This is a genomic window from Acidovorax sp. FHTAMBA (assembly GCF_038958875.1).
Classification (GTDB): domain Bacteria; phylum Pseudomonadota; class Gammaproteobacteria; order Burkholderiales; family Burkholderiaceae_C; genus Acidovorax.
In genome coordinates this window covers 2,389,886-2,409,469 of sequence record NZ_CP152407.1, presented here as the reverse complement: position 1 = coordinate 2,409,469, position 19,584 = coordinate 2,389,886, and the positions used below count along the sequence as shown (strand labels likewise).

At 62.7% G+C, this 19,584-nt stretch carries 16 protein-coding genes; 8 read left to right on the top strand and 8 right to left on the bottom strand.

Features of this window, described 5'->3' with window-relative positions; translation table 11 throughout:
• Positions 1-231 precede the first annotated feature (231 nt).
• The gene (locus AAFF19_RS11360; protein WP_008904022.1) at positions 232-927 is read left to right on the top strand and encodes a Bax inhibitor-1/YccA family protein; all 696 of its coding nucleotides are present in this window, start codon (positions 232-234) and stop codon (positions 925-927) included.
• Between the two features lie 114 nt (positions 928-1,041).
• A complete protein-coding gene (locus tag AAFF19_RS11355) occupies positions 1,042-1,416 on the top strand; it encodes a hypothetical protein (protein ID WP_342720208.1) in 375 nt (124 codons plus the stop codon).
• 80 nt (positions 1,417-1,496) lie between these two features.
• Here AAFF19_RS11355 and rlmD read toward each other — a convergent pair whose 3' ends face one another.
• The 3 genes from rlmD to AAFF19_RS11340 form a co-directional block, all read right to left on the bottom strand.
• The gene (rlmD, locus tag AAFF19_RS11350; protein ID WP_342720207.1) at positions 1,497-2,957 is read right to left on the bottom strand and encodes a 23S rRNA (uracil(1939)-C(5))-methyltransferase RlmD; all 1,461 of its coding nucleotides are present in this window, start codon (positions 2,955-2,957) and stop codon (positions 1,497-1,499) included.
• A gap of 61 nt (positions 2,958-3,018) precedes the next feature.
• Positions 3,019-3,312, bottom strand: a complete 294-nt coding sequence (locus AAFF19_RS11345) for a hypothetical protein (protein WP_008904019.1) — start codon at positions 3,310-3,312, stop codon at positions 3,019-3,021.
• Between the two features lie 102 nt (positions 3,313-3,414).
• A complete protein-coding gene (locus tag AAFF19_RS11340) occupies positions 3,415-3,888 on the bottom strand; it encodes an Lrp/AsnC ligand binding domain-containing protein (protein WP_182118858.1) in 474 nt (157 codons plus the stop codon).
• A 126-nt stretch (positions 3,889-4,014) separates the two neighbouring features.
• Between AAFF19_RS11340 and putA the strand changes: the two genes are divergently transcribed.
• Positions 4,015-7,773: a trifunctional transcriptional regulator/proline dehydrogenase/L-glutamate gamma-semialdehyde dehydrogenase gene (gene putA / locus AAFF19_RS11335; protein ID WP_342720206.1), complete on the top strand. Its 3,759-nt coding sequence runs from the start codon at positions 4,015-4,017 to the stop codon at positions 7,771-7,773.
• 99 nt (positions 7,774-7,872) lie between these two features.
• Here putA and AAFF19_RS11330 read toward each other — a convergent pair whose 3' ends face one another.
• The 4 genes from AAFF19_RS11330 to AAFF19_RS11315 form a co-directional block, all read right to left on the bottom strand.
• Entirely contained in the window at positions 7,873-8,943 is a 1,071-nt protein-coding gene (locus tag AAFF19_RS11330; RefSeq protein ID WP_342720205.1) for a DUF6352 family protein, read from the bottom strand.
• 135 nt (positions 8,944-9,078) lie between these two features.
• The gene (locus AAFF19_RS11325) at positions 9,079-9,324 is read right to left on the bottom strand and encodes a hypothetical protein (RefSeq protein ID WP_182118855.1); all 246 of its coding nucleotides are present in this window, start codon (positions 9,322-9,324) and stop codon (positions 9,079-9,081) included.
• Between the two features lie 73 nt (positions 9,325-9,397).
• A complete protein-coding gene (locus AAFF19_RS11320) occupies positions 9,398-10,183 on the bottom strand; it encodes a hypothetical protein (protein WP_182118854.1) in 786 nt (261 codons plus the stop codon).
• A complete protein-coding gene (locus AAFF19_RS11315; protein ID WP_182118853.1) occupies positions 10,177-11,172 on the bottom strand; it encodes a hypothetical protein in 996 nt (331 codons plus the stop codon). The genes AAFF19_RS11320 and AAFF19_RS11315 overlap by 7 nt, the downstream gene beginning before the upstream one ends.
• 252 nt (positions 11,173-11,424) lie before the next feature.
• Here AAFF19_RS11315 and AAFF19_RS11310 point away from each other — a divergent pair, with 252 nt between their 5' ends.
• Positions 11,425-12,066: a hypothetical protein gene (locus AAFF19_RS11310; RefSeq protein WP_220459064.1), complete on the top strand. Its 642-nt coding sequence runs from the start codon at positions 11,425-11,427 to the stop codon at positions 12,064-12,066.
• Between the two features lie 59 nt (positions 12,067-12,125).
• Here AAFF19_RS11310 and AAFF19_RS11305 read toward each other — a convergent pair whose 3' ends face one another.
• Positions 12,126-12,854, bottom strand: coding sequence for a hypothetical protein (locus tag AAFF19_RS11305; protein WP_182118852.1), 729 nt, complete (start codon positions 12,852-12,854; stop codon positions 12,126-12,128).
• Positions 12,855-13,150: 296 nt separating this feature from the next.
• On the opposite strand from AAFF19_RS11305, the gene AAFF19_RS11300 reads away from it, so the two are divergent.
• From AAFF19_RS11300 to AAFF19_RS11285, 4 genes are all read left to right on the top strand, one after another.
• On the top strand, positions 13,151-14,227 hold the full coding sequence (locus AAFF19_RS11300; protein WP_182118851.1) for a TatD family hydrolase: 1,077 nt from the start codon (positions 13,151-13,153) through the stop codon (positions 14,225-14,227).
• Between the two features lie 427 nt (positions 14,228-14,654).
• Positions 14,655-16,610: an AAA family ATPase gene (locus AAFF19_RS11295; protein WP_182118850.1), complete on the top strand. Its 1,956-nt coding sequence runs from the start codon at positions 14,655-14,657 to the stop codon at positions 16,608-16,610.
• Positions 16,607-18,529: a UvrD-helicase domain-containing protein gene (locus AAFF19_RS11290; RefSeq protein WP_182118849.1), complete on the top strand. Its 1,923-nt coding sequence runs from the start codon at positions 16,607-16,609 to the stop codon at positions 18,527-18,529. The genes AAFF19_RS11295 and AAFF19_RS11290 overlap by 4 nt, the downstream gene beginning before the upstream one ends.
• 125 nt (positions 18,530-18,654) lie before the next feature.
• Positions 18,655-19,578, top strand: coding sequence for a toll/interleukin-1 receptor domain-containing protein (locus tag AAFF19_RS11285; RefSeq protein ID WP_182118848.1), 924 nt, complete (start codon positions 18,655-18,657; stop codon positions 19,576-19,578).
• Positions 19,579-19,584: the final 6 nt, after the last annotated feature.

Below are 19,584 nucleotides of genomic sequence, written 5' to 3'. Positions count from 1 at the left end.
CAATCCAAAAATGGGGGAATGAAATCAGAATTACGCGCGTTGCCGGAGGCTTGCCCGCAGCAGGAACCCGGAGCATAGCGGGATGCCTTGCCCCCTTCACCCGCACCCAGGGTGAAAGAACCCTTACCAAAAGTAGGTAACCGGATGCGGGTATTGCAGGCCCGAAAACCGTCACCACCTAAAATTTGCTGTGTCTGCGCTGTGCAGGCCAACAAGGAGAGACACAAGATGATGAACGACCAAGTCACCACCCTGGGCCACTCTGCGGGCTATGGCATCTCGCAGGAAGAGCGCCACAAGGTGCTTCGCAATACGTACTGGCTGCTCGCACTGAGCATGATCCCCACCGTGCTGGGCGCCTGGGTGGGTGTGGCCACCGGTATCACGCGCTCGCTGTCTGGCGGCCTGGGCCTGATCGTGTTCCTCGGGGGCGCGTTTGGCTTCATGTATGCCATCGAAAAGACAAAGCGCTCGGCCGCCGGCGTGCCCGTGCTGCTGGCCTTCACGTTCTTCATGGGCCTGATGCTGTCGCGCATGATCGGCATGGTGCTGGGCTTCAAGAACGGCACCGACCTGATCATGACGGCCTTTGCCGGCACCGCAGGCGTGTTCTTCGTGATGGCCAGCCTGGCCAGCGTGATCAAGCGCGACCTGTCGGGCATGGGCAAGTGGCTGATGGTGGGCGCGCTGGTGCTCATGGTGGGCGCCGTCGTCAACGTGTTCGTGGGCTCCACGGCCGGCATGATGGCGATTTCGGTGGCGGCCATCGGCATCTTCAGCGCCTTCATGCTGTACGACCTCAAGCGCATTCTGGATGGCGGTGAAACCAACTACATCAGCGCCACGCTGGGCTTGTACCTGAGCATTTTCAACGTGTTCCAGAGCCTGCTGGCGCTGCTGGGCATCATGGGTGGCGAGCGCGAGTAAGCACTGCTGCCATTTCCGCTCAAAGGCAAAAAGGCTCCCTCGGGAGCCTTTTTTCTAGGCGCCTTGCAGGGTCAAGCCTCAATACGGCGGAGAGCGTGCCGATAATGCAAGTACATGTATCCCAAAATTCCCTCCACCGCACTGCGGCTGCTGGCGTTCTCCAGCATCCTGCTGCTGACCGCCTGCGACAAGATTCCCGGGCTCGGGCCCGACCCGCGCGTCGCCCAGCGTGAGGAAGAGGCCAAGGCCATTGGTGGCGCCTGCCGCCACGCATTGCGGGGCCTGGAAGACTGCTACACCCTGAACCCCAAGGCCCCCAAGGCCCAGGTGTTTGCGGGCTGGAAGGACATGGACGCCTACATGCGCGAGAACAACATCCAGGGCACGCCGTCGGTGCTGGGCAAGGTCGAAAAACCCGAACGCGCTGAAAAGCCCGCCGACATCGAAACCGAAACAGGCGAGCCGGCATCCAGCCGCAACCGCAGCTGACGCGGTGCCCACCCCGGCCCCCAGCGGTGCCGCAAGGCTGCAAGCCCGCGGCGGGTGACCGGATCACCGGCCACGCACGCTCACACCCGGTCAAACACCGCCATGCTCTCCACATGCGCCGTGTGCGGGAACATGTTCACCATGCCTGCTGCCGTGCACTGGTAACCCGCCAGGTGCACCAGCAGCCCAGCATCCCGTGCCAGGGTGGCGGGGTTACAGCTCACATACACAATGCGCTTGGGCGGCGTCCAGCCCTCGGCACCGGCAGGCAGCGGGCCTGCGCCTTCGGCACCGATGCGGGCCTGCTCGATGTCCGCCAAGGCCTTGGCCAGCGCAAACGCACCTTCGCGCGGTGGGTCGACCAGCCACTTCTCGGCAGACCCGTCAGCGACCAGCATCTCCGACGTCATGTCGAACAGGTTTCTCGCTACAAAATCAGTAGCTGCCAGCGCTTTATGGTCGGGCGCTGCAGCCTGATTTGATGCATAGTTTTCGCGCGAACGGGCCACCAGGGCCTCGCTGCCCTCGATACCCAGCACCTCGCGCGCCTGCGTGGCCAGTGGCAGCGTGAAGTTGCCCAGGCCGCAGAACCAGTCGATCACGCGTTCGTGTGGCTGCACGTCCAGCAGGCGCAGCGCGCGCGACACCAGCACGCGGTTGATGTGCGGGTTCACCTGCGTGAAATCGGTGGGCTTGAACGGCATGGTGATGCCGAAATCCGGCAGCGCATACGACAGCTGCTCGCCGCCCTCGTCCAGCAGCTTCACGGTGTCGGGCCCCTTGGGCTGCAGCCACCACTGCACATGGTGCTCCGCCGCAAAGGCCCGCAGCCGGGCGATGTCACCGGTGCTCAGCGGCTCCAGGTGGCGCAGCACCAGTGCGGTCACGGTGTCGCCGCAGGCCAGTTCAATCTGCGGACAGGTGTCGCGTGCATCCATGCCGGCAATCAGCGCGCGCAAGGGCATGAGCATGGCATCCACATGGGGCGGCAGCACGGGGCACTGCTCCATGTCGGCCACATAGCGGCTCTTGCGCTCATGAAATCCGATCAACACCTGGCCCTTCTTGATCACATGGCGCACCGACAGCCGGGCGCGGTAGCGGTAGCCCCAGGACGGCCCCTCGATGGGCCGCAGCATGGTCTGGGCCTTGACCTTGCCCAGGTGCCAGAGGTTGTCTTCCAGCACCCGCTGCTTGACGGCCACCTGGGCGCCCACATGCAGGTGCTGCATCTTGCAGCCACCGCAGGCACCGGCGTGCAGGCCGAAGTGCGGGCAGCCAGGGCGCACCCGCTGCGAGGATTCGCGGTGGATGGCCGTCAGGCTGGCCTGCTCCCAATTGTTCTTCTTGCGGTGGGTGTTGGCGGTGACCAGCTCGAAGGGCAGCGCACCCTCGATGAAGATGACCTTGCCGTCGGGCTTGCGGGCGACGCCTTGCGCGTCGAGGTTCAGGGATTGCACCTGCAGCCAGTCGGCAGGCAGGTCGGAGGCGTCTAACGCGGTCGGCTCAAACGCGGGGGACAGTTCTTTGGGTTCACTCATCCCCCGATTGTCTCAGGCCCGGGGCCGCGCTGACCGGGGGCTTGGTGGGGCGGGGAAGGCGTCAGCCCCGGTCGGCGCGGGCCGGACGGCCGCCGCGCAGGCCGCGTTGCGCGGACGCCAGCGGCAGCTTGTTGATGGTCTGGTCGCAGCCGTAGTTGTCAGGACTGAACACCAGTGTGGCGCCGGGCGCCACCAGCGGCAGGGTTTCGTGGATCTGGTAGGACATGTCGATTGGCGGCTCAGGAGCGCGGTACACGATGTCCTTGTCGGGCCCGTACACAACGTAGCACGAGGCTGCAGCCGATTGGCTGAAAAGCGCCACCAGGGCAGCGGCAGCAAAGGGAATGGCGTTCATGGGTGTTCTCCTCAATCGGGCAATTTTGCAAGCAATTATGCGGGCTTATGCCCAGCGAGCCAATGCGGCTGTGGCTTTCAGGCCGCCAGACCGTTTGCACCCTCAGCGCAGATACAAGTGGTTGGTGTGCTTGACCTCCTCCATCACCGCATAGGTGCGGGTCTCGCGCACGCCGGGCAACTGCCACAGCACATTGCCCGCGAACACGCGGTAGGCGTTCATGTCGGCGGAGCGGGTCTTGAGCAGGTAGTCGAACCCGCCCGCCACCATGTGGCATTCCATGATCTCGGGGTGCACCTGCACGGCGGCCTTGAACTGGTCGAACACGTTGGGCGTGGTGCGGTCGAGCAGCACTTCCACAAATACCAGCATGCCGGCGCCCAGCTTCAGGGGGTTCAGGCGCGCCTCATAGCCCAGGATGAAGCCGTCGCGCGTGAGGCGCTGTACGCGCGCCAGCACGGCCGTGGGCGACAGGGCCACCGCCTCGGCCAGCTTGAGGTTGGCAATACGGCCGTCTTTCTGCAGGATTGACAGGATCTTGCGGTCAATTCGGTCGATATCGGGATCTGCTTGCATTCTGGATAGTCATTAGTTCGGCGTCGGATGCAATTTTCGAACATTTATTCAGCATCAGCCCAAGGATCATTGACATCAACACGCCAAAGAGGCTTTTGGCCCACAAATCCACCGAAAGACACCGCCATGACGCAGCCCACCGCCCCGCCCTCTGCTCCGTTCGCTGACTTTGCCCCCCGCACGCCACTGAACAACCCCCTGCGTGCCGCCATCACCGCCGCCACCCGCCGCCCCGAGTCCGAGGCCCTGGCCCCGCTGCTGGCCGAGGCCCGCCTGCCTGCCGATCAAGCGGCGTCGGCCGAACAATTGGCGCTGCGCATTGCCAAAGCACTGCGCGAACGCAAGGCCAGCGCCGGGCGCGCGGGCATCGTGCAGGGGCTGCTGCAGGAGTTTTCGCTGTCGTCGCAAGAAGGGGTGGCGCTGATGTGCCTGGCCGAGGCGCTGCTGCGCATCCCCGACAAGGCCACACGCGATGCGCTGATCCGCGACAAGATCAGCCACGGCCAGTGGGATGCCCACCTGGGCAAGAGCCCGTCGCTCTTCGTCAACGCCGCCACCTGGGGCCTGCTCATCACCGGCAAGCTGGTGGCCACACACAGCGAAGGCAGCCTGGGCAATTCGCTCAGCCGCCTGATCGGCAAGGGCGGCGAGCCCCTGATCCGCAAGGGCGTGGACATGGCGATGCGCATGATGGGCGAGCAGTTTGTGACCGGCGAGACCATCGACGAAGCCCTGCGCAACGCCCGCACCATGGAGGCCGAGGGCTTTCGCTATTCGTACGACATGCTGGGCGAGGCCGCGTTGACCAACGCGGATGCGCAACGCTACTACCAGTCCTACGAGCAAGCCATCCACGCCATTGGCAAGGCATCCAATGGGCGCGGCATTTACGAAGGCCCAGGCATCTCCATCAAGCTCTCGGCCCTGCACCCGCGCTACAGCCGCGCACAGTTTGGCCGCGTGATGGACGAGCTGTACCCGCTGGTGTTGCGCCTCACGGCCCTGGCCAAGCAGTACGACATTGGCCTGAACATCGATGCCGAAGAAACCGACCGCCTGGAGCTGTCGCTGGACCTGCTGGAGCGCCTGTGCCACGAGCCCACGCTGGCGGGCTGGAACGGCATTGGCTTTGTCATCCAGGCCTACCAAAAGCGCTGCCCCTTCGTCATCGACTACGTGGTTCAACTCGCCCGCAGCACCGAGCGGCGCCTGATGGTGCGCTTGGTGAAGGGCGCGTACTGGGACAGCGAGATCAAGCGAGCCCAGGTCGATGGCCTGGAGGACTACCCCGTCTACACCCGCAAGGTGCACACCGACATCTCGTACATCGCCTGCGCACGCAAGCTGCTGGCCGCGCCCGAGGCCGTATACCCCCAGTTCGCCACGCACAACGCCGAGACGGTGGCCACCATTTACCAACTGGCAGGGAGCAACTACTACGCCGGGCAGTACGAGTTCCAGTGCCTGCACGGCATGGGCGAGCCGCTGTATGAGCAGGTGGTAGGTGCCATCACCGCCGGTAAATTGGGCCGCCCGTGCCGCATCTACGCCCCCGTGGGCACGCATGAGACGCTGCTGGCCTACCTGGTGCGCCGCCTGCTGGAGAACGGCGCCAACACCTCGTTTGTGAATCGCATTGCCGACGAGACCATTGCACTGGATGAGCTGGTAAAGAGCCCCGTGCAAGTGGTGGACCAGCAAGCTGCCACCGAAGGCATCGCTGGTCTGCCCCACCCCCGCATTGCTACACCCCAAGGCCTGTATGGCGCGCACCGCACCAATTCGCGCGGGCTGGATTTGTCGAACGAAAACACGCTGACCGAGCTGGCCAACACCCTGCAAGCCACGGCAAGCCACGCCTGGACGGCAGCGCCCCTGCTGGCTACTGACTTGCCCGCAGGCACCACCCAACCCGTGCGCAACCCCGCCGACCACAACGATGTTGTGGGCCAGGTGCAAGAGGCCACGACCGCCGACGTCGACCAGGCCCTGGCCCACGCCCAGGCCGCCACAGCCCTCTGGGCCGCCACGCCGCCCGCCGACCGCGCCGCCGCCCTGCTGCGCACCGCCGACCTGCTGGAAGCGCGCATGCAACCCTTGTTGGGCCTGCTGATGCGCGAAGCGGGCAAAAGCGCCAGCAACGCCGTGGCCGAAGTGCGCGAAGCCGTGGACTTCCTGCGCTACTACGCCGCCCAGGTGCAGAGCAGCTTCGACAACGCCACCCACATCCCGCTGGGCCCGGTGGCCTGCATCAGCCCCTGGAACTTCCCGCTCGCCATCTTCATGGGCCAGGTGGCGGCCGCACTGGCCGCTGGCAACCCCGTGCTGGCCAAGCCCGCCGAACAAACCCCGCTGATCGCCTTTGAAGCCGTGCGCCTGCTATGGCAGGCCGGTGTGCCGCGCGCGGCGGTGCAGTTGCTGCCCGGCCAGGGCGAGACCGTGGGCGCCCGCCTGGTTGGCGATGCCCGCGTGATGGGCGTGATGTTCACCGGCTCCACCGAAGTGGCGCGCATACTGCAACGCACCGTGGCCGGGCGGCTGGACGCTGCAGGCCGTCCCATCCCGCTGATTGCTGAAACCGGCGGGCAGAACGCAATGATCGTGGACTCGTCCGCCTTGGTCGAGCAGGTGGTGGGCGATGCGGTGTCGTCCGCCTTTGACAGCGCAGGACAGCGCTGCTCGGCGCTGCGCGTGTTGTGCGTGCAGGAAGATGCCGCGGACCGCGTGGTGGAGATGCTGCAAGGTGCCATGGGTGAACTGCGCGTGGGCAACCCTGGCGAGCTGCGCGTGGACGTGGGCCCGGTGATCGACGCCGAAGCACAAGCGGGCATCACCCAACACATCGAGAACTTCAAGGCCCAAGGCCATAGGGTGTTCCAGCACCCGCAGCACCTTGCGACCGCGACCAGCCAAGGCACTTTTGTGCCCCCCACGCTGATCGAACTGAACCACATCGGCGAGCTGCAACGCGAAGTCTTCGGCCCTGTGCTGCACTTGGTGCGCTACGCCCGCAACGACCTGGATCGCCTGCTCGACCAGATCAACGCCACCGGCTACGGCCTGACGCAAGGCGTACACACCCGCATCGACGAAACCATTGCCCGCGTGGTGAACCGTGCCCATGCAGGCAATGTCTACGTGAACCGCAACATGGTCGGCGCCGTGGTGGGCGTGCAGCCGTTTGGCGGCGAGGGCCTGTCGGGCACGGGGCCCAAGGCAGGCGGGCCGCTGTACCTGCTGCGCCTGGTGTCGCAGCGCCCGGCCGATGCGCTGGCGCGCACCTTTGCCGAGGCTGACCGCACCAGTCCGCCCGACACCGAGCGGCGCGAGCGCCTGCTGGCACCGCTGACCACGCTGGAGCAATGGGCCCAACTCCAAGGCAACGCCGCGCTGGCGGCCACCTGCCAGCGCTTTGCCCAACAAACCCAAAGCGGCACCGCCCGCACCCTGCCCGGCCCGACGGGCGAGCGCAATGTGTACACCTTGGCCCCACGTGCCCGCGTGCTGTGCCTCGCGCAGAGCGCGGACGACCTGCTGGTGCAGACGGCCGCCGTGCTCGCCACCGGTGGCACGGCCCTGTGGCCCAACGCCCAGGCCCAACTGCGCACGCCATTGCCCACGCTGGTGCAAGCGCAAATCCTGCTGCAGGACAACACACTGAACGATGGCACGCTCGCGCTGGACGCCGTGTTGCACCATGGCGACGCCCCATCGCTGCAGGCGGTGTGCACCGCCCTCGCCCGCCGCGCCGGGCCCATCGTGGGCGTGACCGCGCTGCAGCCCGGCGCCACCGACATTCCGCTGGAGCGCCTGCTGATCGAGCGTGCGCTCAGTGTGAACACGGCAGCTGCTGGTGGAAACGCGAGCCTGATGACGATTGGATGAGCGTCCAGCACCGGACGGCCAGTCATCGTGAAGAATTTGAATCAAATTGGCCGCTAGCGCTTATTCATCAAGCGCTATATGCTATTGATTCAATAGCAATCAAGATGCCGATGCCAGCGGCAGATTGAGCAACAGGTTCTGCGGCTTGATGCGCACCACGCCATCAGCATTGGTGGCGAGCCCCAAGTACACCGGCTTGCCCGCCACATCGGCGCGCATCTCGGCCGGGTTGGCAAAAGTCAGCTTGAACAGGCTCACCAGACGCTGCATGCGCTCGGCCTCCACCGGCCGATCCTGGTACAGATCATTCAGGATGGCAGTGGACTCCACATCCAGCCCCACATGCCAGCGCCACGCGCTGTCGGTGACCTGGTGCACAGGCTCGATCTGCACTTGCACGCCCAGCAAGTGGGCGACCCAGCGCTCCAGCACCCGCGCCAGCGCCTTGAGGCCCGAGCGGGCGCGGGTCATCTTGAAGGTCAACCCATGGCTCAGGTCCTGCGTCAGCTCATGGGTCAGGTCGAGCAGAAAGTGGTGGCGGTCGCTCTCCTGCCAATATTGCGCCGCATTGTCGGCCGACAGCACCTTGACCTGCGCCGTAGGCTGCAGTGCGCCGCTTTGCAGCAGCAAGCGCCCCACCTCGCCCAGGCCCGCGGTCTCATTGAGCATGTCAAGCGTCTCCCGGTCGCCCGCCAGCATTTGCCCGTCTTGCAAGGTAATGCGTTGCGGACGAAACAGCATTTCGGCGGCGCGGGCTTCGAAGGCGTCGTTGCAGTTGTCCAGCAGGTTGCGCAGCAGCGCCTGCACCACGGCGTCGATGAACACGGCAGGAACGTTCACCACCCCACTGCGCATGAGTTGAAGGTAGTAGGCCTCTAGCGTGCCGGCGGTTTGCAGCGCATCGCGAAAGCGCAAAAACACCGCGTAGTTCTCGCGGGCGTCGTCGTCCTGCACAGCGGCCAGCTCACTGGCTGAAACAGCCCGCAAGGGCTGCGCCGCCAACGATTCGTGCAGGGCGATTTCTGCGGCGCATGACTCGGGTACCAGCGCCAGCTCGGGGCGGGCCAGCACCTGTACAAAGTAGTCACCGGTAGGGATCAGCCACCCGCGTTCAGTGCGCACCAGCGTGCGAAAGCCGCAATGGAGCCAGAAATCAGTCCCAAACGTCATAGCAGAGATATCAGGAGGTGGTGATCTGCGCAAAGGGAGGGATCACTCCCACTCCATCATCAACAAGGCTCCCAAACCCGCATGGTTAAAGGATTTGGCTGTGATCGACATGGGTCTTTACCGTCGCTTTTACCGTCATAAGCGCAGATCTTTTGCTGGCGCGGGAGATGGAGCGATTTGCGGGGGAGCGACGTTTTCGACATCATCGTCAATCAGGTGCAAGCATACCGAAAAACGCACCGCACCCCAGGATTCGCCGAGATCGCCGGAGCGCGCGCTTCGAACGGCAGCACGGCCGCCATCTTTTTTCGAGTGCGTTCGGAACGTCTTTTTCTTGCTTTTGTTCTTGGTGCCAGTGCACCAAGCCTTCAACAATGCCATGCCTCATCCTGCTCAGTTTATTTGTTCGGGCGGGGGCTGCCCATCGACCCGCTCCGATTGACTTCCTCATCCATCATCCCGCCGCCTGCCCAGGCAGTTCAATTTCATATGCTTGGGCGATGCGGGCCACCAACTCGGCGACGGCGACGTTGCCGAGCTGCAGCGTTTTCGGGTCAATGGACGTGCCGGCAGCGACGGCGACAAGGAACCGCGTCATGTCGTCGCCGATCTTCTTGTCGACCGAAATGCGTGTGGCGGGCGCCAGCAGTTGCGAAAGGCGCAGTACATCGTTGAGGTGTTTGCGCACGTCCTTGGCATCGACCTTGGCGCCCTGCTCTTTCCGGGCCGTCAGTTCCAACCACGCGATAGCCTTGAGCGGGATCAGGCGGTCTTCGCCGACCCTGGGCAGGCCATCGACTTCGCGGCGCCCGGCCATGATGAATGCGTAGTAGACCTCGTCCAGCAAGATGGCGGACAAGCTGGAGACGGCTTCGTCCAGTGGTATGGGTGTCAGCTGACTGCCTTCGGCCGGTTGCAATCCGTCGGGGGCTCTCGCGAACAGCTCGACCATCGCCGGGTAGCGATCATCAGCAGGCTTCTGGAACCGATAAAAGATCGGTTTTCCGGTGTCGCTGGCCTGGCGAATTTCGTAGCCACCGTCCTCAACGAATTTCCAGAAGGCCTCGCCAAATGCCGGGGTCAACGCCTCCACATGCAGGACGATGTCGAGGTCTTTGGTGGCGCGGAATTCCAGCCCGGCCTCCTCCATCGTCAGGCTCGCGGCCGTGCCGCCAATCAGGACGTATTGGTCGATGTATGCAGCAAACCGCTCCCGGAAAATGTCCAACCCTCTCACCATGGAAGTTGTCCTTTCAGTTCATCCAATGCGAGCTGGATTCGGTCGTCGGCGTTCTCTTGCAGGCTGAGCGTCAGCGAGAGCGGGTCCACCGTGGTGGCGTCTGGCATCAACGTCGGGCTGTAGCTCCACAGCTGCCATTCTTGTGCGTCCGTTTCGGGCTCAGGCAACTCTCGCACGCCGGCATCCGTCGCGGCCTTCCATTCGGCAGAGGTCATCGCATACACCGGCCATTTCGGCTCGGTCAGCATGGAGTAGCGCGCAAGTGCGCTCAGGCCCGCGATGCGGCTGGGCCGATGTGCAACGACCCCGTGGGCTGCCACCCAGACCGTGCGCTTGACCGGCGTTCGCAGCGCAGGCTTCGCACGCTCCCAGACATGCTCCGGCGGGAGCTCCATTCGCAACCAGCGCGCACGGCCAACCGTGTATGCGGTAGCCAGCCCGGCCGCAGTCAGTTCCTTGACCGCGCGTGACAGTGTCATGGACGTGTAGCCCAAGGCGACTGCGACCTTGGCAGGCTGCCAATCAGATTGCCACGGCTGGCGCAACAAGGCCGTGATCAGCATGGCTTGCGCGGACGGGCTCAGCGCCGCTTCCGTGGCCGGAGCGCGCTGCCGAAAATACTCGCGCAGGTCCAGACCCAGATCCGGCAGATAGAGTTGGTTGCCCGGCACGATGAATGGGACTTTTTGCTCGATCAAGCGCCGACGGTCATAGGAGGCCAGCGCATCGGTGACATAGACCGCCGGCTGGCCGGCCAGTGCCTTGACCTTGTCCAGCCAGGCCCTGACTTCACTGAGGGACTGCTTGGCGTCGGCCCGCCCTATCGCCAGCACAACCGGCTGCCCCAGCAGTTCCAACTCGCTGAACTGGAAAGCATCGCGAAGGAAGTACGGCAGTTCGTTTGCACGCGCCCACGGCTTCACGTCTGGCGCGTCAATGCCCAGGACCTCCTGAAGGTAGTGCAGAACGGCGGTCGCGAGGTTCGGCAAGGCTCATCCTATGTAACTTTAGTTCCGCACGATAACACAGGCAATGTTATCGTGCAAATTGGCGTTATCATGGCGTTATCGATTGTTCACGGTTCTGCAGGGCCGTCCGATGAAAGGAGCCAGACATGATCGGAACGAGGACCCGCTATTCCCTCGCACAATTCCTGGAGCTTCAGGAGCCCATGTTGTCCATCGTGCTGCTCAGCAAGTACGGCGTGCAACACCTGTCGTTGTCGCCAGGCCAGTTGCTGTATGTTGAACGAGTTGCGCGGGCTTTACGAACGCCCCCTCATGCTTGTGCTGGCCGAAGTCGTGGCCACCAAGGGCGACCTGCGAGCAAGAGTGAATCCGAAGTACCGATTCGACGAGCGCATGCATGATCTGACGCAATGCCTGCTCCTGGACGGCTACATCGTAAAAGACACGAAACTCGTGCAGATCGACCCGTCGATTGCGGATGCGGCCCCACTGGAGGACGACCTGATCGTGGCGCTGCAGAACTCGAGAGCGCCGCGCGCGCAGGAGATCATCGCCAAGATCGGTGATTCGGCCCGGACCTTTCTCGCGACTCCGCCCGACTACAACTCGGCCCTCGTGAATGCCCGTGTCGCGCTGGAAACGCTGGCGGCGGATGTTGCCGCCGACGTGGCTTCACGCGCGCAAGTTCCCGCGACCTACAACCCGTCGAAATGGGGCGAAGTGCTGGCGTTCCTACGCACGAGCGGCGAGGTCACACCCGAAGAGGAAAAGGGCCTGGCGGGTGTGTTCGGATTTCTGAGCCCGGGCGCCCATCGCCCTGTGGGCATTCCAGAGGATCAGATGACCCGCCTTGGCCGCTCCTTCGCGCTCAACATGTGCTGGTTCCTGCTCAAGAATCATCTCGCGTCCAAGTGACGCTGCGTGATTGAAGCACCGGCGGCGCGATCGACGCCCCGCCGGTATGTGCGTCCTTGCTAGCCGGCCTGCTTGGCCTCCAGGCTTTGCTCGTACGCCAGCTCAGCTTCGCGATCCAGGTCGCGCCAACTGTCATCGGCACCGCCAGTTCCGCCAGCCTCCACGAACACCAACCCCGCGCGCCCCGCCTTGCGGTAGGTCAGCCACCCGCGGCAGTTCAGCGTGTCCCCGTTGAACATGCGGTCACCTTCCGGGTCGTACTCCCCGGTCATGTCCCCGTCGGCCTCGATCGTCCATTCGTCTGTCGCAGCCCACAAGTCCGCGGTCGCCGGGCATTCGACGTCCATTTCAGGTTCGTCCGGATAGCCGGCATTGCTTTCAGCCACTGCACCTGCCAGCTCGTCGGAGTTGTAGATTGCTTCGGCCAGCGCCTCGCGTGCGTGCGAATCATAGAAATCAGCGACGCCCTCGTAGACACCGACCTGATCCGCACTGGCCTTCAACGCCACGACGCACGCCGGCATCACTATCGACGGTGTCGTACCGTCTTCAAGGCCCAGCTCAAGGACGCGCGCCGCCCCCATCGGGAGGTTGAGCACGACGATCTCGGCGTCGTCCAGGTGGTAGTCGAGCTTGGGGTTCGCGTCTTCGACGACCAGAGCCGCGTAGGCACGGTAGCCCAGTAGCGCGGCGACGACTTCGGAAAGATGGGAACGCTTGACGGTCAAGCCTTGCGCGGCAAGTGCTTGGGAGGCCGCATAGGCGGCCGAGCGGACATAATTACTCATCGGAATACTCCAATACTGTTCGAGCGCTGGACGTTTTGTCGCTATCGAACAGCCGGTATCCGGATGGTTGATGGCGAGAGTACTTCGGGAGACTGCCAATGGCCTTTTTCAAGCTGTCCAGAGCTTGGGCGGGCGCCTAGCAGCAATTTTACTCATAGAGCCGGACGCGCACCACAGGCATCCAAAGTTGCATCCGCTGCCTAGTTCGAACAAGCGCAACCCTGTTTGGCACGGAACAGTCTCGGCGGGTTACCTGCAAAGTCGCTGAAAGCGCGATATTTGCCGCACAGCAGCTGTTGTCGACGGCCAAGCCTGCAGGCCGCCATTCCTTCGGCCAACGCGATGCCGAGCATGAAACCGAAACACTTGCCATCGGCTGCGAGAGGCGTCATCGACAACTTTCGCTGCCAACCACAATCTCAAGCTGGGAATTGCTGATCGTCAGCACTCAAGCTGCAACGGTCACTCGCAGCGACATGTCGGTCGTCGACTTGCACCATCACGGTACCGGACCTGAGTGCCGATGGATCGTATGCATCACCCCGTACCATCGGCGAATGAGCAAGGGAACACAATCCGAACGAGCGCAACTGGTCGATATCGGCGCCAACTTTCACTCGGTGCAGTTGGTGTCGCTGACTGCCCAATTGTTGACGCGTGCAAGGGCGGCAAACGTTGCCCAGATGATCGCCACAGGCACGTCGGCGGCATCCAGTCGTCTGGCCCTAGAGCTTGCAAGAGCCAATCCGGGCACCGTCTTCGCGACCGCGGGGGTACACCCCCATGGCGCAAAGTCGTACGACCCAAGCACCTTCCGCGAGCTGACCGAACTCTGGAAGTGCCCGGAGGTCGTGGCGGTTGGAGAGTGTGGCCTTGACTACAACCGCAACTTTTCGACTCCGCAGACACAGCGCATTGCTTTCGAGCAGCAGCTGTCAATGGCTGTAGCGACTCGCAAGCCGCTTTTTCTTCACTGCCGCGACGCCTTCATCGATTTCCACGACATGCTTACGCCTGTAGTGGCCGACGGAGCGCGCGGCGTCGTGCACTGTTTCACGGGCAACCGCGCGGAAGCAGAAGCCTTTCTCGCGATGGGGCTCGACATCGGCATCACGGGCTGGGTCACAGATCTCCAGCGCGGCCAAGCACTTCGCGAGGCCCTGCCAGCCATACCGCTGGATCGACTGCACCTTGAGACGGATGCCCCCTACCTGTTTCCCAAGAATGCCGAAACGCGTCGTGGACACAACGAGCCGGCCAATCTTCCTTGGGTCGCCGCCAGCGTGGCAGAGCTCATGGGTCGCGATGTCGACGAGATCATTCGAGCCTGCAGCTCCAACAGCCGACGGATGTTCGACCTTCCAGGCAATTGAATAGACCGGTGCATGGCAACCGATTCAGACGTATCGCTGCACAGTCTTCGGCTTGAGGCGCGATCTCTGACGCGCTCACCTGCTTTCGCCGAAAGTGCTGATGGCGAACGAAGTAAGCCGGGAATGCGAGACACTTCATGGTGGCGCGCCACGCGTGTCCCACTGGGGACGATTGCGTCATACCAAACGCACTTCTCCAGGCTTGCGGGCGGTCCTTCCCGATTCACGCGCTCAAAGACACAGAGCATCCCAAGGTTCACCTTGGTCTCTTGGTACGAGCCCGCTTGACCGAGGCTTGGTATGTCGATTGCCTGAAGGTCCACATTTACAGTGCTGTTTTGTTACATTTGACAACATGAGCTCGCTAAAAAACATTGCGGAGATGTGGCGGGACCCCTGACCAGGCGCAGAGAACCTGCGGACAAACATGTATCTGCAGCACATTCACGCTCACAATTTCCGCGCCTTCGGCGATGGCACTACCGCACCAGCCCTGGACTGGAAACTCAATCCAAATCTGAACATCCTCATCGGCGAGAACGATGCAGGCAAGACCAGCATCATCGACGCCATTCGGTTCCTGCTTTGGACAACCAGTTTTGAAGCCGTCCGCCTTCAAGAACATGATTTCTTTGTTCGTGGCGCCAACCGTGCGGACACCCTTGTCATCGAGGCCACACTGCGGGACCTGTCCCCCGCTCAAGAGGCCGCCGTCTTGGAGTGGCTGACCTACGAAACCGATGGTTCCCGCAGCCTGATACTGAGCCTTCAGGCGCGTAGGCGGCCGCCGCAGCCGGGCGCGCGTGGCCGCATCGACGTCATCACACGGGCAGGCAAGAACGGAACTGGTCCAGAAATCGGCTCCGCCGTGCGCGAGCTGGTGCGTGCCACATACCTTCGCCCACTGCGTGACGCCGAGGCTGAATTGCGGCCTGGCCGTCAATCCCGCCTCTCTCAAATCTTGGGCGCCCACGTGGACATGGTCGAACAAGGCAAGAGCGACTTCGACGCAACGAATCCGACCGTGCCGGCGAAGACGCTTGTGGGGGTGATGAATCAGGCGCAACACCAGATCGGCAGCCACGCAGCCGTTGGCTCTGTGCAGGACGACATCAATGACAACTACCTGGGTCTTATGTCCTTCGCCGGTGAGACGTTGGCCTCGCAGATCCGCATCGCGGGGGATGCGAGCCTCACGCAAATTCTGGAGCGTTTTGAACTCAGCCTACTCCCTCCAGGCGTGATCCATCCCGCCGAGCGCTGTCCACGGGGCCTTGGATACAACAATGCGCTGTTCATGGCCACGGAACTCGTCCTGCTTCGCAGTACCGATGAGCTTGGGCTGCTGCTCGTCGAAGAGCCCGAAGCGCACCTGCATCCGCAGTTGCAAGAGCGGGTGATGGCGCTCATCCAACAAAGACCAAAAGCGAACCAACATCCCGTTCAGGTCATCATGACAACGCACAGCCCGTCGTTGGCCGCAGGCGCGCGCCTCGAATCGATGACTTTGGTTCACAAGGGGACGACCTTTCCGCTGCGCCCGGATGAGACCAAACTCGCCCGAGCCGACTACGAGTACCTCCACCGATTCATCGATGCAACAAAGTCGAATCTGTTCTTTGCCCGTGGCGTGGCCATCGTCGAAGGCCCGGCAGAAGCGTTGCTCCTACCCGCCATCGCTGAAGTGGCAGGTCTTTCGTTTTCGAAGCATGGCGTTTCCATTGTCAATGTGGGCGACGTTGGCCTGTACCACTACGCCAGGATATTTCAGCGATCGGTTGCCAGCGAGGCCATTCCCGTTCCCGTGGCCTGCATCACAGACCGCGACATCGTGCCGGACGCTGCAAGCTACGTGTCCATACCGACAAAGGGTCGCCGATTTGAAAAGGACTACCCACCGGGTGAAGCTGTTTTGGCCGTGGGCAAAAAGATCGCCCGGGTGGAGGCGGCCGACGACCCTGCCGTGAAAGTCTTCGTGTCGAACCACTGGACGCTGGAGTACGACCTCGCAGCGGCTGGCTTGGCCGAAGTCATGTTCCTGGCCATTGCCATGGCAAAAAAGGAAAAAAGCAGGGGCGAACGGCTGACCGACACCGACGAAGCGAAGACGCTTGAAGAGGCGAAAGCGGCCTGGCCGGCCGAGAAAGCTGCCCATGCAACGACAGAAGCGCTGGCTATCGCGATATACAGACCTCTGTACGAGAAAGACGCGTCCAAGGCCGTCACGGCCCAGTACGCCGCCAAGTTGCTTCGCACCAAGAACTTTGGCATCGACCAAGTTCTACTGGACGCACTGCCACCCTATCTAAAGGCGGCGCTGCGCCACCTCACGGCAACGTCAGACCCGGCACCGGCAGCTGCAGTGATGAAGGCGACCCCATGAGCGTCCCTCTCCTGGTCGAACATGACCTGGAAAAACTCATCATTGACTTTCCTTCGCTCGACTTCAGCGACGCCGAACGAAAAGCGGTCCTTCTGGAAATGGGGTCACGCGACGTACAAGCCGCACCTGGAAGCGGCAAAACCACGCTGCTTGCGGCGAAGCTTCAGTTATTGGCCGACAAATGGACGCACCCTCATCGCGGGATCTGTGTGCTCAGCCATACAAACGTCGCACGAGACGAGATCTCCAGACGGCTCAGCACATCCAGCACGGGCGCTCGGCTTCTCGGCTATCCGCACTATGTGGGAACCATCCACGCCTTCGTCAATCAGTTCCTGGCACTGCCTCTGTTGCGAAGTGACGGCGAAGCCGTGGACGTTGTGGACAACGAGATCTTTGCGGCGCAAGCACTTTCCCTGTTGCGCACCAAGTGGACGCTCAATGCCTGGGTCCGTAACAACCCCCAGCGAGGGCCAGCCGCGATTGCGTCGCTGCGCTATGAAGGGGCAGACCTGACGCTCGGCTATGAGGACGGCGGCCTTCCGGGACCGGGCACGGCTTCGTGGACTGAAGCACAGCAACTCAAGGACCGCCTGCGGGCAAAAGGCGTTTTTCGATTCGACGACATGTTCGCCTTTGCGGAGAGGTTACTGGTTCGGTTTCCCGACATGCCCAAACGGCTGTCGCATCGCTTCCCGCTTGTTCTGATCGATGAAATGCAGGACACAAGTTGGGCCCAGGAAGACCTGTTGGCAAGGCTGTTTGACGATACGGTGGTCATGCAGCGCTACGGCGACAGGAACCAGCGCATCCTGTCGTCTGGCACTGATGCCGCAAGACTGACCTTCCCTCGCCCCCATCCGTTGAGCGTGACCTCAACAAAGCGTTTTCCGGAAAGTATCGCGGCCGTCGTGCGCGCGGTCCAGGAACATGGCGAAGCGGTGGCCGCCCCGGTCGTGGCCGATGCGCGCGCCCCCGTGTTGTTCCTCTATGCGACCACGGCTGTCACGACCGTCATTGAAGCCTACGGCAAACATGTGTTGTCCTCGTTTTCAGATGCCGAGCTTGGCATTGGCGCGGTGAAGGCAATCTGCGCCCGAAAGCGCAGCGATTCGGCAAGCGCTGCCGGCCGACACATTGGTGATTACTGGCCTGAATATGTGGCGATGACCACGTCGCCAAGCGGCTCCGAGAGCATCCACTGCCTTCTGGCGGATCCGGATGCCTTGGGGGTTGTTGCCATGGGCCTCGAGCAACGCGTTCGCGACATCAGGCGCGCGATATTGATCGCATTGCGTGCCGCCGCTGCCCCCTCGGTCCAAGAGTTGAGAGATGCCACCCATCTCCTCCGCCGGCTCGAGCTCGCGGGGTCCAACGTTGATCCGATTCGCGTGCTTTGTCACCAACTGGCCACGAGTACGGGGCACACATCGGCAGCACGGTGGCGCTCAACGATTGACACGATGTACGAAGCCCTGAGCGCCTTGCTCCCAACCGCACTCACCAGAGACGCGTTCGCCGCGCTGAGCGTCTTTGAAGTCGCCACCGAACCTACGCCCACATCCAGAGTGAACAACGCGCATGTTGTCCTTCACCAAGGACGATCCATCCCGGTGCACGTTGGAACCATTGCCTCGGTCAAGGGCGAGACCCACCTTGCGACGCTTGTGCTCGAGGCGCATGCGCATCCAGCAAGGAGCCATGACCTGCAGGCTGCGCTTGTCGGCATCGCCAGCGGCGCGCCTCTGAGCGTCAAAGCCAACGATTCGACTCGCAGTCTCTATCGGAATCTGTATGTCGCCGCATCCCGTCCATCACATTTGCTTTGCCTGGCGATGAACAGCGAGCGCGCGCCCGAACAACATGTGCAGGCCCTGCGTGACAAGGGCTGGCTGGTAGTCAAGCTCAGCCCACTTTAGATACACCCAACCAAGATGACCGCCCCCATACAAGGAACTGATGAAGGCATGAGCAAATGCATCAAGATGCGATCTGCCAAGGATCGCCATGGTCATGCAAAGGGCCCTTCATTCGATAGAAGGCCATGACCATCCAGAAGAACCTGTACAACCTCTTGATGTCTGGCAATGAGGCGGCTTGGACCGGAACATCTTGGGTCATGGAATACGACCGCGTGTTCGAGTATACGAACGCACAGGTCAAGCAGCAGTTCGAAGCGCTGGACGATACGGCGTTGGCAGCGCTCCTGGATCTGCCGACACTCTTTGCCTACGAAAAATACGTGGGTGCGCCGGTCCATGTGGGCCGGGTCACCGGCATCAGCCGCCGGCAGAAAGAGTTCGCTTTCACGTTCAATTTCGATGCCACCGTTGCGCCCATTCCCCATGCCAGTTTCATGCAACTGCTGGCTGAGCTCGACATCGACCCGAAGTGGGAAGTCAATCGCAGCCATTGGGCCGTGAAGAACGTCAATCTCGCAGATGTGCTGCACCGCGCTGGACTGTTACCCACGGGCACGCTGGGGCCGCTGCGGCGCCCGCCCCAGGTATTCATCTCGTATTCCTGGGATTCACCGGAGCACCGTTCGTGGGTCACCCAGCTGGCCATGACGCTCAGGCAAAACGGTGTCGAAGTGACACTCGATCAGTGGCATGTGCGCCCGGGTGAGGACTTGGCGCACTTCATGGCGCGAGGGCTACGCGAGAGCGATCGCGTGCTGATGATCTGCACCGAGACCTACGTGCAAAAAGCACAGCAACGCCAAGGTGGAGTGGGCTACGAACAAATGCTTGTCACGGCGCAAATCATGAGGGAGGTCGGCACCTCGAAGTTCATCCCGATCATCCGGCAGGCAGGTCACCCTCGGCAGTTGCCCGACGAACTGGCTGTGCGTATGTATATAGATCTCTCAGACGGCCCAGAGCAGCATGCGAATCTGCTGCGCCTCGTGCGCGACCTGCACGACATCAGCGTGCCGTTGCCGCCTCTCGGGCAGCCTCCGGTCTAGTCGTCA